General features: G+C 60.5%; 13 protein-coding genes. 8 read left to right on the top strand and 5 right to left on the bottom strand.

All coding sequences use genetic code 11. The annotated features are described in order from the left end of the window. The first annotated feature begins 43 nt into the window (after positions 1-43). Together dprA and tsaC are read left to right on the top strand one after the other, a co-directional pair. Positions 44-1,150 carry a DNA-processing protein DprA gene (gene dprA, locus F7R06_RS05365; RefSeq protein WP_090326997.1) on the top strand — a complete coding sequence of 369 codons (1,107 nt, stop codon included), beginning with the start codon at positions 44-46 and terminating at the stop codon, positions 1,148-1,150. A 54-nt stretch (positions 1,151-1,204) separates the two neighbouring features. Beyond that, positions 1,205-1,762, top strand: coding sequence for an L-threonylcarbamoyladenylate synthase type 1 TsaC (gene tsaC, locus F7R06_RS05370; RefSeq protein WP_090326999.1), 558 nt, complete (start codon positions 1,205-1,207; stop codon positions 1,760-1,762). A 132-nt stretch (positions 1,763-1,894) separates the two neighbouring features. On the opposite strand, the gene F7R06_RS05375 is transcribed toward tsaC, so the two are convergent. Next, a complete protein-coding gene (locus tag F7R06_RS05375; protein ID WP_090327002.1) occupies positions 1,895-2,872 on the bottom strand; it encodes an NADPH:quinone reductase in 978 nt (325 codons plus the stop codon). Between the two features lie 165 nt (positions 2,873-3,037). On the opposite strand from F7R06_RS05375, the gene hemF reads away from it, so the two are divergent. Both hemF and aroE read left to right on the top strand, forming a co-directional pair. Then, positions 3,038-3,952, top strand: a complete 915-nt coding sequence (hemF, locus tag F7R06_RS05380) for an oxygen-dependent coproporphyrinogen oxidase (RefSeq protein ID WP_090327004.1) — start codon at positions 3,038-3,040, stop codon at positions 3,950-3,952. Positions 3,953-3,965: 13 nt separating this feature from the next. Next, a complete protein-coding gene (gene aroE, locus F7R06_RS05385; protein WP_090327007.1) occupies positions 3,966-4,787 on the top strand; it encodes a shikimate dehydrogenase in 822 nt (273 codons plus the stop codon). A gap of 63 nt (positions 4,788-4,850) precedes the next feature. Here the strand turns inward: aroE and F7R06_RS05390 are convergent, their stop codons facing one another. The 3 genes from F7R06_RS05390 to betC all read right to left on the bottom strand — a co-directional run bounded on the left by F7R06_RS05390 (position 4,851) and on the right by betC (position 9,079). Further along, positions 4,851-6,419, bottom strand: a complete 1,569-nt coding sequence (locus F7R06_RS05390) for a SulP family inorganic anion transporter (protein ID WP_090327009.1) — start codon at positions 6,417-6,419, stop codon at positions 4,851-4,853. A 208-nt stretch (positions 6,420-6,627) separates the two neighbouring features. Further along, complete coding sequence (gene choX / locus F7R06_RS05395) at positions 6,628-7,548, bottom strand: choline ABC transporter substrate-binding protein (RefSeq protein ID WP_090327012.1); 921 nt, start codon at positions 7,546-7,548, stop codon at positions 6,628-6,630. A gap of 16 nt (positions 7,549-7,564) precedes the next feature. Continuing rightward, positions 7,565-9,079: a choline-sulfatase gene (betC, locus tag F7R06_RS05400; protein ID WP_090327015.1), complete on the bottom strand. Its 1,515-nt coding sequence runs from the start codon at positions 9,077-9,079 to the stop codon at positions 7,565-7,567. A gap of 114 nt (positions 9,080-9,193) precedes the next feature. On the opposite strand from betC, the gene F7R06_RS05405 reads away from it, so the two are divergent. Next, positions 9,194-10,144: a choline sulfate utilization transcriptional regulator gene (locus tag F7R06_RS05405; protein WP_090327017.1), complete on the top strand. Its 951-nt coding sequence runs from the start codon at positions 9,194-9,196 to the stop codon at positions 10,142-10,144. On the opposite strand, the gene F7R06_RS05410 is transcribed toward F7R06_RS05405, so the two are convergent. Beyond that, on the bottom strand, positions 10,141-10,803 hold the full coding sequence (locus tag F7R06_RS05410) for an NAD(P)-dependent oxidoreductase (protein WP_090327020.1): 663 nt from the start codon (positions 10,801-10,803) through the stop codon (positions 10,141-10,143). The two genes, F7R06_RS05405 and F7R06_RS05410, sit on opposite strands and share 4 nt — an antisense overlap. An 84-nt stretch (positions 10,804-10,887) precedes the next feature. On the opposite strand from F7R06_RS05410, the gene F7R06_RS05415 reads away from it, so the two are divergent. The 3 genes from F7R06_RS05415 (at position 10,888) to F7R06_RS05425 (ending at position 13,734) form a co-directional block, all read left to right on the top strand. Further along, on the top strand, positions 10,888-11,214 hold the full coding sequence (locus F7R06_RS05415; protein WP_090327022.1) for a DOPA 4,5-dioxygenase family protein: 327 nt from the start codon (positions 10,888-10,890) through the stop codon (positions 11,212-11,214). Positions 11,215-11,573: 359 nt separating this feature from the next. After that, positions 11,574-12,881, top strand: coding sequence for a CitMHS family transporter (locus tag F7R06_RS05420; protein WP_090327025.1), 1,308 nt, complete (start codon positions 11,574-11,576; stop codon positions 12,879-12,881). Positions 12,882-12,966: 85 nt separating this feature from the next. Beyond that, on the top strand, positions 12,967-13,734 hold the full coding sequence (locus F7R06_RS05425; protein ID WP_090327027.1) for a TerC family protein: 768 nt from the start codon (positions 12,967-12,969) through the stop codon (positions 13,732-13,734). Positions 13,735-13,916 lie beyond the last annotated feature (182 nt).

The raw sequence follows: 13,916 nt of genomic DNA on the forward strand, positions 1-13,916 counted from the left end.
TATTCCCGTTTGTACGGGTGCTCATAACGATCAAGGATGATCCATGTCGATGCCTGCCTCTACACCGGTTTCCCCTGCGGAACTGGAAGCTCGTTTACGTCTGCACCGTCTACCTGAATTGGGTCCGGCGCGTTTCAAGAAACTGCTGGAGGCGTTCGGTTCGGCGTCCAAAGCCATCAGCGCACCCGCCAGTGCCTGGCGTGCGCTGGGTTTGCCGCTGGCCTGTTCCGAGGCCAGGCGATGCGCTGAAATCCGCGATGGCGCCAGCCACGCTTTGGCTTGGCTAGAGCGTCCTGGCCAGCATTTACTGATGTGGGACCAACCCGACTACCCTTCACTGCTGGCGCAAATCAGCGATGCGCCGCCGCTGTTATTTGTCGCTGGCGACCCCGGCATTCTGGAAAAACCTCAGTTGGCGATGGTGGGCAGTCGGCGTGCGTCACGGCCGGGCATGGACACCGCCGCGGCTTTTTCCCGCAGCCTGGCCGGCGCCGGGTTTGTCATTACCAGCGGTCTGGCCCTGGGCATCGACGCGGCCGCTCATCAGGCGGCTTTGGACATTGGCGGGCAAACGGTCGGGGTACTTGGCACGGGTCTTGAAAAATTTTATCCACAGCGCAATCGACGACTGGCCGACAAGATGATCGCCTCGGGTAGCGCGGTACTTTCGGAGTTCCCGCTAGACGCCGGACCGACCGCCAGCAACTTCCCGCGACGCAATCGGATCATCAGCGGTTTGTCCCTCGGTGTGCTGGTGGTGGAGGCCAGCGTTGCCAGCGGTTCGTTGATCACCGCGAGGCTGGCGGCGGAACAGGGGCGCGAGGTGTATGCGATTCCGGGATCGATCCATCACCCCGGCGCCCGCGGTTGCCATCAGCTGATCCGCGACGGCGCCGTGCTGGTGGAAACCATCGAGCATATTCTCGAAGCCTTGCGCGGCTGGCAGCAGCTGCCGTTTTCCACAGAAGCGCCCGAGATGGCGGCGCCCCACCCATTGCTGACCCTGCTTCACGCCGCCCCGCTCTCCAGTGAAGCGCTGGCCGATGCCAGCGGCTGGGCCTTGCCCAAAGTGCTGGGGGCGTTGACGGAGCTGGAGATGGAGGGCCGCGCAGTCTGCGAAAACGGCCGCTGGTTTGCACGGGTGAGCTAGGTTTTATAAACAAGATCGGTAAACTGCGCAGAGCCTTATTCTGGAGTGTTTTTCATGGTCAACAGTTGGCGTGTGCAACAAGCCGCGCAAGCAATTCGCGCCGGGGCGGTGATTGCCTACCCAACCGAAGCTGTCTGGGGTCTGGGTTGCGACCCGTGGGACGAAGAGGCCGTGGAGCGGCTGTTGCTGCTCAAGGGCCGGTCTGTGGATAAAGGCCTGATTCTGGTCGCCGACAATATCCGTCAGTTCGACTTCCTCTTCGACGACTTCCCTGAGCTGTGGATGGATCGCATGGCCAGCACCTGGCCGGGGCCGAACACCTGGCTGGTGCCGCATCAGAACATGTTGCCGCAGTGGATTACCGGCGTGCATGAAACCGTGGCCCTGCGGGTCAGCGATCACCCGCTGGTGCGGGACTTGTGCTCGTTGGTCGGGCCGCTGGTGTCGACGTCCGCCAACCCTCAGGGCCGGCCGGCGGCGCGCACGCGGATTCGCGTGGAGCAGTATTTCCGGGGGCAGCTTGATCTGGTGCTGGGCGGGAATCTGGGAGGGCGCAAGAACCCGAGCGTGATTCGTGATCTGGCAACCGGCCAGGTGATGCGCGCAGGTTAAGGCCGAGGGTGACCCCAATCGCGGGCAAGCCCGTTACCACAGTGGATTCTGGTGTTCACAAAATATGTGTTCACAGCCAGTCCTTGTGGGAGCGGGCTTGCCCGCGATGAGGCCGAGCAGGCGCTGAAATTGTTAAGGCAACAACACCACTGACCCCGTTGTGCGCCGCGCCGACAACTCGGTCTGTGCCTTCGCCGCTTCAGCCAGTGGGTAACGCTGGCTGATATCGACCTTCAGCTTGCCGCTGATGATCATCTCGAACAGTTCATCGGCCATTTTCTGCAGGTTTTCGGCGTTGTTGGCGTAGGTCGCCAGTGTGGGGCGGGTCACGTACAGCGAACCCTTCGCCGCCAGAATCCCCAGGTTCACCCCGTCCACCGCACCGGACGCATTGCCGAAACTCACCACCAGCCCCCGGGGCGCCACGCTGTCGAGCGAAGTCAGCCAGGTGTCCTTGCCGACGCCGTCATACACCACCGGGACCTTTTTGCCGTCAGTCAATTCCAGTACGCGCTGCGTGACGTTTTCATGGCTGTAGTCAATGGTCGCCCAGGCGCCGTTGGCCTTGGCCAGCGCGGCTTTCTCCGCTGAACTCACAGTGCCAATCAACTTCACACCCAGTGCTTTGGCCCATTGGCAAGCCAGTGAACCCACGCCACCGGCCGCCGCGTGGAACAAGATGGTTTCGCCGCCCTTGAGTTCGTAGGTCTGACGCAACAGGTATTGCACGGTCAGGCCTTTGAGCATGACCCCGGCGGCTTGTTCGAAGCTGATGGCGTCCGGCAGATGCACCAGGTTGGCCGCAGGCAATACATGCACGTCACTGTAGGCACCCAATGGCCCGCTGCCATAGGCCACGCGATCACCGACCTTGAATCGGGTGACTTCGCTGCCGACCGCCTCGACCACGCCCGCCCCTTCGGCACCCACACCCGATGGCAGGGATGGTGGCGAATAGAGGCCGCTGCGGTAATAGGTATCGATGAAGTTCAGGCCGATGGCCTTGTTGCTCACGCGGACCTGCTGCGGGCCGGGCTCGGCGGGTTGGTAATCCACATACTCGAGCACTTCGGGGCCACCGTGGGCACGGAACTGGATACGCTTTGCCATCTGCACTCTCCTGAGATCGTTTCTACCAAAGCGTCCTATCGGACTCCTAAGCTTGATCTTCGTCAACTGCGACGAGCGCATCGGCGGTGGTATGCTACGCGCCCATTTGCGCCGGCTGAGCTCCAATGGAGCGCCGCGTAGCTTTGCCCGATCCAAGGTGATGCCATGACTACCCGCACCGAGGCCGTAAAAGCCTACCTGCTCGACCTGCAAGACCGCATTTGCGCTGCCCTGGAAGCCGAAGACGGTGGCACGCGCTTCGTCGAAGACGCCTGGACCCGGCCCGCCGGTGGCGGTGGACGTACGCGGGTGATCGAAAACGGCGCGGTGATCGAAAAGGGCGGCGTCAATTTTTCCCACGTCTTCGGCAGCGGTCTGCCACCGTCCGCCAGTGCCCATCGGCCGGAACTGGCCGGGCGTGGTTTCGAAGGCCTGGGCGTGTCCCTGGTGATTCACCCGCACAACCCGCATGTGCCAACTTCCCACGCCAACGTGCGCTTTTTCATCGCCGAAAAAGAAGGCGAAGAGCCGGTCTGGTGGTTCGGCGGCGGCTTCGACCTGACCCCTTACTACGGCAATGAAGAAGACTGCGTGCACTGGCATCGTATCGCCGAGCAGGCCTGCGCGCCGTTCGGTCCGGATGTCTATTCGCGCTACAAGGCCTGGTGCGACAGCTACTTCCACATCAAGCATCGCCACGAGCCACGGGGCATCGGCGGCCTGTTTTTCGATGACCTGAACGAGTGGGACTTCGACACCAGTTTCGCCTTCATGCGCGCCATCGGCGATGCCTATATCGAGGCTTATCTGCCGATCGTGCAACGCCGCAAAAACGATGCGTTCACCGCCAAACAGCGCGAATTCCAGGAGTTCCGCCGTGGGCGTTATGTCGAGTTCAACCTGGTTTACGACCGTGGCACCTTGTTCGGCCTGCAATCGGGCGGGCGTACCGAGTCGATCCTCATGTCCCTGCCGCCGCAAGTGCGCTGGGGTTATGACTGGAAGGCCGAACCGGGCAGCGAAGAAGCGCGCCTGACCGAATACTTCCTGCAAGACCGCGATTGGTTGGCCAAGGCCTGAACGAGGAATCCTGATGGACCGTTACGTCGTATTCGGCAACCCGATTGGTCACAGCAAGTCGCCGCTGATCCATCGCTTGTTTGCCGAGCAGACCGCCCAGAAACTCGACTACAGCACTTCGCTGGCGCCGCTCGACGATTTTTCCGGCTGTGCCCGGGCGTTTTTCCTCGAAGGTCGTGGGGCGAATGTCACTGTGCCGTTCAAGGAAGAGGCCTTTCGTCTCGCCGACAGCCTGACGGCGCGGGCCCAACGGGCCGGGGCGGTGAATACCCTGAGCAAACTGGCCGATGGCACTCTGCTGGGCGATAACACTGACGGTGCCGGCCTGGTGCGCGACCTGACAGTCAATGCCGGGTTCAGCCTCAAGGGCAAACGCATCCTGCTGCTTGGTGCTGGCGGCGCGGTGCGCGGTGCATTGGAGCCTTTGTTGGCGGAGCAACCGGCGTCGGTGATCATCGCCAACCGCACAGTGGACAAGGCCGAGTTGCTGGCGGAGCTGTTCTGCGACCTGGGCCCGGTATCGGCCAGCGGTTATGACTGGTTGCAGGAGTCGGTGGACCTGATCATCAACGCGACGTCCGCCAGCCTCTCGGGCGAAGTCCCGCCGATCGCCGCCAGCCTGATCGAGCCGGGCAAAACGGTGTGCTACGACATGATGTACGGCAAGGAACCAACCTCGTTCTGCCGTTGGGCCAGCGAACACGGTGCCGCAGTGGCGATGGATGGCTTGGGCATGCTCGCCGAACAGGCGGCTGAGGCTTTTTTCCTGTGGCGCGGCGTGCGCCCGGATACGGCGCCGGTGCTGGCCGAGTTGCGCCGGCAGTTGGCCCTCTAGGCCTTTGTGGCGAGGGAGCTTGCTCCCTCGCCACAGGGTTCAGTGTATTTCCCGTGCGGTGTTTCAGTCTTCAAACCGAATCGGGCATTTCTCCGCGCCTTCGAGCTTGCGTAACTCTTCCACCACCTGCGGCCGAGCCTGGCGCAGGGTCAGGCTGCGATTCTGGCGCAGCAGTCGGCGCGCTTCCTGATGCAGCATTTCCACGCCCGAATAGTCGATGAAGTTGATCTGCTGCGCCTCGATCACCACCCGCGCACCGTGCATCAGTTGCAGGCGCACTTGCAGGTAGTGGCTGGCGCCGAAAAAGATCGAACCGCCGACCCGCAGAATGTCCTCATCGCCATTGCGTATATGTTGTACCCGCGGTTGTGAGGTGCGTTTGAGGTAGAAGAACAGCGACGCCAGCACGCCGGCATAGATGGCCGTCTGCAATTCCAGCAGCAAGGTCGCGACGCAAGTCAGGGCCATCACCACGAATTCGGCATGGCTGACCCGCAGCAAGGCGCGAATGCCGCGATGGTCGACCAATCCCCAGGCGATCAACAGGATGCTGCCGGCCATGGCCGGGATTGGAATGTGTGCGATCAGGCTGGCGCCGAAGATCGCGAACAGTGCCACCCACAACGCCGAAAATACCCCCGCCAACGGTGAGCAGGCGCCGGCTTCATAGCTCAGCCCTGAGCGGGTAAAGGAGCCGGCTGACAGCGATCCGGAAAAGAACGCACCGATGATGTTGGATAAGCCTTGGGCGCGAACTTCCTGATTGGCATCGAGCAACTGCTGTGACCGTGCGGACAGCGAGCGGGCAATCGACAGGCTGGTCACCAGCCCGAGCATGCCCACGGCCACGGCACTGGGCAGCAGGCGCAGGATCAGGTCGAGGTCCAGCGGCAACGGGCTGAACGGCGGTAACTTTCCAGTGAAGGCGCTGACCAGTTGCACATGACCGAACATTGCTGGCCAGAGCCAAACCAGCAGCGCGCCCAGCATCAGCGTGATCAACAGGGTCGGCCAGCGCGGCAACAACAGTTTCAGGATCGCGCCGATCACGACGGTGGCCAGGCCCAGTGCCAGAGATGGTTTATCCACCTTGTCGAGATGCCTGAATAAATTGATGAAGCTGTCCAGGGCAGTGGCCTGGCTCGGCAAGTCCAGCCCCAGCAGATTGGGCAACTGGCCGACGGCAATCACCACGGCCGCGCCTAGCGTGAAGCCCAGCACCACAGAGTGAGAGACGAAATTCACCAGTGCGCCAAACCGCAACAAACCCAGCAGCCACTGGAAAACCCCGGCCAGGAACGTCAGCAACAGGATCAAGGTGACGTAGTCCTGCGTCGCGGGAACGGCCAGAGGACTGACGCTGGCGTACAGGACAATGGAGATGGCCGCCGTAGGACCACAGATCAAATGCCACGACGAACCCCACAAACAAGCAATCAGCACCGGGATGATCGCCGCGTACAGGCCATATTCCGGTGGCAGGCCGGCAATCAGCGCGTAGGCGATGGATTGCGGCAGCGCGAGGATGGCGCCACTGAGCCCGACAATCAGATCACGACCAACGCTGGCGCGGGTTTGCCGGGGTAACCAGGTGAGGAAGGGAAAGAGTGAATGGCGACTGGGAAGGGCCATGGGTCCTCTCGGTTGGGGATTTTCGCAAGGGTAGCAGGACGACAACGAAATTGTGGCAGGGCTATTTCTGTGGCGAGGGAGCTTGCTCCCGCTCGGCTGCGTAGCAGACGCAAGCCCGGACGACTCGATAAGACAGATTCACCGAGTTGACCGGACGGGGAGCGCTACGCGCTCCAGCGGGAGCAAGCTCCCTCGCCACAGGTCATTATCAGAGCCTGGCTTTCACCGCCGGCAACGCATCCTTGCCATCCACGGTCTTCACGCCATCGAGCCACTTGTCCAGCACCGCCGGGTTGGCCTTGATCCATGCCTTGGCCGCGTCGGCATTGCTGATTTTCTTGTTCACCACCTCGGCCATGATGCTGTTTTCCATCTCCTGGGTGAAACTCAGGTTGGTCAGCAGCTTGCCAACGTTCGGACAGGCCTGTGCATAACCTTTGCGGGTCAGAGTGTGGACGCTGCCGGTATCGCCGAAATACTTCTCGCCGCCCTTGAGGTAATGCATTTTCAGCTGCACGTTCATCGGGTGCGGGGTCCAGCCGAGGAAGGTCACGAACTTCTGTTTTTTCACGGCGCGAGACACTTCGGCGAGCATCGCCTGTTCGCTGGATTCGACCAGTTTCCACTGACCCATGTCGAAGTCGTTCTTCTTGATGATTTCCTGCAACGAGGCATTCGCGGGCGCGCCGGAGCCGATGCCGTAGATCTTCTTGTCGAACTTGTCGGCGAACTTGTTCAGGTCGGCAAAGTTATGCACACCCGCATCCCACACGTAGTCCGGGACGGCGAGGGTGAATTCCGTGCCATCGAGGTTCTTCGACAGTTGCGTGACATCGCCGGTGGCGACGAATTTGTCGTAGAAGCCCTGCTGCGCCGGCATCCAGTTACCCAGGAACACATCGACCTGGCCATCCTTTAGCCCGCCATAGGTGATCGGCACCGCCAGGGTGTCGACCTTGGCCTTGTAGCCCATGCCGTCCAGCAGAAACCCGGTGATGGCGTTGGTCGCGGCGATGTCGCTCCAGCCGGGATCGGCCATTTTCACCGTATCGCAGCTCTGATCGGCAAACGCCGAAGTGCTGCCCAGAGCCAGGAGCCCGACCGTCAGTATTGTGGATAACCTTTGCATGGACTTCCCCTTAACATTATTGATTTTGGCAGGGTTGTGGATAACGTGCTTTACGCTCCAGATCATCAAGGTCGATGTGGTTGCGCATGTACTGCTGACTGGCGTCCACCAGCGGCTGGTGATCCCAGCTCTTCAGCTTGCCGATGGTCAGCGCATCGGCGACGAAACGCCGGCGTCTCTGGCTCGCGAGCACCTGTTGGTGGATCGCGGGGATGTCCCATCGGGCCCGCGCTTCGGCGAGAAAATCGTCGAACAGCAGGCGATGTTGCGGAGACTGGCTGAGTTCTTCCAGTTCGTGCGGGTCATTGTGCACATCGAAGAGTAGGCAAGGGTCGTCTTCGCTGTAGATGAATTTGTAGGCGCCGCGGCGAATCATCATCAACGGGCTGATGGTGCCTTCGGCCATGTACTCGCCGAACACTTCGTCGTGACCGCCCTGCCCTTGCAGGTGCGGAACCAGTGAACGGCCATCGAGCGGCAAGCCCGGTTCCAGCGAACCGCCCGCCAGTTCGACGAAGGTCGGCAGCAGGTCGGCAGTGGACACTGAGGCGCTGACCCGACCGGCGCCGAATTGCCCCGGGGCACTTATCAACAGGGGCACGCGAGCCGCCATTTCATACCAGTGCATTTTGTACCAGAGGCCACGCTCACCGAGCATGTCGCCGTGGTCGCCAGAGAACACGATGATGGTGTCATCGATGAGCCCGGTATCTTCGAGTGTTTGCAGGAGTTTGCCGACGTTGCTATCGATATAGCTGCACGCGCCGAAATAGGCGCGGCGGGCGTCGCGGATCTTATCCACAGGCAGCGGCTTGTCCCACAGGTCGTAGACCTTGAGCAAGCGTTGCGAATGCGGATCGAGCTCGTGTTGATCCGGCGTCGCAGGCAACGGGATATCGGCATCGTCGTACAGATCCCAGAATGCCTTGGGAATGGTGTACGGATCATGGGGGTGAGTCATCGAAACGGTCAGGCAGAACGGCCGGTCGCCGTCTTCGCGGATGTGATCGAACAAATACTGCTGGGCCTTGAACACCACTTCTTCGTCAAAATCGAGTTGATTGGTGCGTACGCAGGGTCCGGCTTGCAGCACCGAAGACATGTTGTGATACCAGGACGGGCGCACATCCGGCTCGTCCCAATTCACTGCCCAGCCGTAGTCGGCTGGATAGATATCGCTGGTCAGACGTTCTTCATAGCCGTGCAATTGGTCCGGGCCGCAGAAATGCATCTTGCCCGACAGCGCGGTGCGGTAGCCGAGGCGACGCAGATAGTGGGCATAGGTCGGTACGTCGGCCGGGAAATCCGCTGCGTTGTCGTAGGCGCCAATCTTGCTCGGCAACTGACCGCTGACCAGGGTAAAGCGCGAAGGCGCGCACAGAGGGCTGTTGCAGTACGCGGCGTCGAATACCACGCCTTGGGCGGCGAGGCGGCTGAGATTAGGCAGTTTGATCGGCGAAGGACCGTAGAACGGCAACATTGGCGCGGCCATCTGATCGGCCATGATGAAAAGAATGTTCTTGCGCTTCATGTGATCGCGGCATTCCATAGTGGATGTTTATGCGAGAGTGCTGCGATCGAGCATGTAACCCATGCGAATTGCGGTAAAGCCCCTGTACGGCAATGACTAGGATAAGCACAGCTTATGTATGACGCCCTGGGTGACCTGTCCCTGGACTTGCTTCGCGCATTCGAGTCCGCGGCCCGCCAACGCAGTTTCACTGCCGCCGCTGTTGAACTCGGCACCACGCAACCGGCCATCAGTCAGCAGATCAAACGGTTGGAAGAACAACTGGCGACACGCCTGTTCGATCGCATTTATCGCGGGATCGAACTGACCGAGGCCGGGATGATTCTTTTCGAGCAAGTTCAGCTCGGTTTGCAGCAAATAGATGCAGGATTAAGCGCTATCAGTGCACAACAACAGCATGAGGTGCTGCAAGTCGCGACTGATTTCGCATTCGCGGCGTACTGGCTGATGCCGCGCCTGCACCGCTTTCACGCCGCCCATCCGCAGGTGGACGTCAGCCTGGTGACCAGTGAGCGCAGCCATAACATGGTACGTACCGATATCGACGTGGCGGTGCTGTTCGGGGATGGCCGCTTCAAACAGGGCGAAAGCCATTGGCTGTTCAGTGAGGAAGTTTTCCCGGTGTGCAGCCCGCAGTTGCTGAGTGAGCGTCCCCTGCCCTTGCCCGCCCAGGCGCTGCTGGAGTTTCCGTTGTTGCACCTTCGCGGTGAGAACAGCAGCCACTGGTTTGATTGGAGCGGCGTGTTTCGCGCATTGGGCATCACCTCTCCCCCGGCGCCTGGCCAGTTGCGCTTCGACAACTACACCCTGCTGATCCAGGCCGCGATTGGCGGTCAGGGCGTGGCCATCGGCTGGCGCCACCTTGTGGATAACTTGCTGGCGCAAGGTCTGTTGTGCCGCCCCATCGCCGAGACGGTGATATCCCGGCTGGGCTATTACGTGGTCCTGCCGCAACGCAAGCGGCGCGGCGCATTGATTCAACAGTTTGTCGACTGGTTGATGGCCGAGCAGGCCAGCAGTGCGCAATCGCTCAACGGTCTGGCCCTGCCCTCAATTGCGGTTTAGGGTTCAGTCGCGATGAAGTTGACGTGCTCGCCGATGTGCAGGTTTAAACGCAATTCATCGGCGATTCCCACGGCAGTCCGGGTCAGACGTTTCAATGGCTCTGCCAGACCTGGCTCCAGGCTGCTGCTGACCTGACTGAAATGTTCGATGGTCAGTCCGGGCACGCCCCGCGGGGCGTTTACCAGTGTCCACTGCAATGCACTGCTTTGCAGCGCTTCGCGTATTTCTTCGGCCGCGTGACGTTGCAGGCCGTCGTCAATCTCGGGATCGTCCAGCACCTCGAAGTCGCCCACCAGAAACAACCGTGCAACGCCCGCCGCCCGCATACCATCGATTAACGCATCCACCGCCAGCACCTGCTCGACGGGGCCCGGTACGATGGTCTTTTCTACATATTCGCTGTTGAAGGGTAATCCTGGCGCGTCCAACAAGCAGATGACGGCTGAGCTGCCCGCTACGCTTTGCTTGACCCGATCGGCGTCAAACAGGTCGCCCGTCTTGGTGCGCAAGCCCGGACGTGGCGCGAGTGCCGTCAGGTCATCGAGAATGGCGATCACTTCATGTTGGCGGCGCAACATTTCAGCCATCAGCGCGCTGCCGAGGCTACTCATGGCACCATAAAGCACCACTTTCACCACTGGTGTTTCGGCATTTTTCATGGCCGGGCTCCGTTGTTTTCTGCGTATATGGCGTGTGACCTGTGGGAAACGGTGAGGGTTCGACCGGGTTTTGGAGGGATTCAAATGCAACGGATCAAGGGCTATCACGCCCATGTTTACTTCGATGCCAACACCATCGATCAGGCTCGGGCGTTGTGTGAACAGGCAGCACAATTGTTTCCGCTGAAGATGGGCCGCGTCCACGAACGCCCGGTCGGCCCGCATCCGGACTGGAGTTGCCAGCTGGCCTTCGGACCTGAGCTCATCGGCGATGTGTTGCCGTGGCTGGCGCTCAACCGCAAGGGTCTGGTGGTGTTCCTGCACCCGGACACCGGCGACGATCTGCTGGACCACAGCGAGCACGCCATCTGGATGGGCGCGATTCGCCCACTGGATCTGTCTATTTTTTGAACAGATGCGTTCTTCAGGCTCGCCCGGCAAATGTTCGTCCAGATGCAGCCTCGGCAAGCGGTTGTCGGTCCAGATAGCGTCCGACGACCGGTTATGCATCCGGTCAAAGCTTTCCTCGGCGAAAGCTGGCTGAAAGCTTCCCCGATTAGGATCGCCCTCACTGCCGGCAACAGACCGGTTGGCCAACACGAGTGTTCGATTGCTCGCCCGGCCCATTTAACAACAACAATGGTGATCCTGATGTCCTCTTCTATCCGCCGCTTCGCTCCAACTCCGTCCGTACGCCTCGTGCTTGCCATTCTGCGCTGATCCCGCCCGATCCGCCCTTTCCCTAGCCGCGCTACGCCTGGAGTATTCCCATGCTGACTTTCCTTGGCTTCGCCATGGTCATCACGTTCATGTTCCTGATCATGACCAAGCGCCTGTCCGCGCTGATCGCCCTGATCATCATCCCGATCGTCTTCGCCCTGTTCGGCGGCTTTGCCCCGAAAATCGGCCCGATGATGCTCGAAGGCATTACCAAGCTTGCGCCGACCGGCGTGATGCTGATGTTCGCCATTCTTTACTTCGCCCTGATGATCGACTCGGGTCTGTTCGACCCGGCCGTGCGCAAGATCCTCAAGCTGGTCAAGGGCGACCCGTTGAAAGTTTCGGTCGGCACCGCCGTACTGGCGCTCGTCGTCTCCCTCGATGGTGACGGCGCGACCACTTATATGATTTGCGTGGCCGCCATGCTGCCGCTCTACAGCCGTATCGGCATGAGCCCGCGGATCATGGCCGGCCTGATCATCCTCGCCGGTGGCGTGATGAACATGACCCCGTGGGGTGGCCCGACCGCTCGCGCGGCCAGTGCATTGCATGTGGATCCGTCGGCGATCTTCGTGCCGATGATTCCGGCGATGGCTGTCGGTGTGCTGGCGATCCTCGTCATTGCCTACTTCTACGGCAAGCGTGAGCGGGCGCGTCTGGGTGAGCTGCATCTGGTTGGCGATGAAGTCGACCACAGCGTAATCAGTGTTTCGCAGTTCCCGGATGCCCGTCGTCCGAACCTGATCTGGTTCAACGGTGCCCTGACCCTGGCGTTGATGTGCACCCTGATCGCTGGTCTGCTGCCGCTGCCCGTGCTGTTCATGGTGGCGTTCAGTATTGCGATGATCGTCAACTATCCGTGCCTGCAACAGCAGAAAGATCGTGTCGCGGCCCACGCCGGCAGCGTTCTGGCGGTGGTCGGCCTGATCTTCGCCGCCGGTATTTTCACCGGCATCCTGTCGGGCACCGGTATGGTGGATGCCATGTCGAAAAGCCTGTTGGCAGTGATCCCTGATTTCCTCGGCCCTTACCTGGCCGTGATCACGGCGCTGGTGAGCATGCCGTTCACGTTCTTCATGTCGAACGATGCGTTTTATTACGGCGTGTTACCGGTACTTGCCGAAGCCGCCAGCCACTACGGTATTACCGCAGTGGAAATGGCACGTGCCTCGATCGTCGGTCAGCCCGTCCACTTGCTGAGCCCGCTGGTACCATCGACCTACCTGTTGGTGGCCCTGGCCGGTATCGATTTCGGTGACCATCAGCGCTTCACCCTGAAATGGGCAGTGCTGGTGTGCATGTGCATACTGGTTGCCGCAGTGCTGATGGGGATTTTCCCGCTGTTCAGCACGCTATAAGCCCAAGACTCACCACTCCGGGTCCAGGCTTTGTGGTTTGAAGCCCGGACCCTTCGTGGTTTAACACTCGCTCAAAGGAATACACATGGAATGGCTGACCAACCCTGAGATCTGGGTTGCCTTCTTTACCCTGACCGCCCTGGAAATCGTCCTGGGTATCGATAACATCATCATGATTTCGATCCTGGTCAGCCGCATGCCCAAACACATGCAGGCGCGCACCCGGATTTTCGGGCTGGCGCTGGCCATGGTCACGCGGATTCTGTTGTTGCTGTCGATCACCTGGGTCATGCGCCTCACCGCCGACCTGTTCGTCGTGTTCGGCCAGGGTATTTCCGGGCGAGACCTGATCCTGTTCTTCGGTGGCCTGTTCCTGCTGTGGAAAAGCTCGCAGGAGATGTACCACGCGCTGGAAGGCGAAGACGAAACCAACGACGAGCCGAGTGGCGCGGGCGGCAATTTCCTCTACACCATCATCCAGATTGCGATCATTGACATCGTGTTCTCCCTGGACTCGGTAATCACCGCGGTCGGCATGGTCTCCCACGTACCGGTCATGGTCGCGGCCATCATCGTGGCCGTATTGGTGATGATGTGGGCTTCCGGCACCATCAGCGAGTTCATCGACAAGCACCCTTCGCTGAAGATGCTGGCGCTGTCGTTCCTGTTGGTGGTCGGTACGGTGCTGATTGCCGAATCCTTCGACGTGCACGTGCCAAAAGGCTACGTCTACTTCGCCATGGCGTTCTCGCTGGCGGTGGAAGCGATCAACATCAAGATGCGCACTGCGATTGCAAGAAAGAAACAGCAGCGTGACCCGGTGAAACTGCGCAAGGACATTCCGGGCCAGTAACCCGGACAAAAAACAGTAGGAGCGAGCTTGCTCCTGCAATGGATCGGGACCTTCGCAGACTGTGTGAAAACACACTGAAGGCCAGCCCAACAAACGCCCCGACTTGTTCGGGGCGTTTGTTTTTTGTGCGGGCAACAGACGAAAAAAGGCCTTTCAGCCCATTAGCGCCATCAGCTGGCGGG

It is taken from the genome of Pseudomonas moorei, from assembly GCF_008801475.1.
Taxonomy (GTDB): Bacteria; Pseudomonadota; Gammaproteobacteria; order Pseudomonadales; family Pseudomonadaceae; genus Aquipseudomonas; species Aquipseudomonas moorei.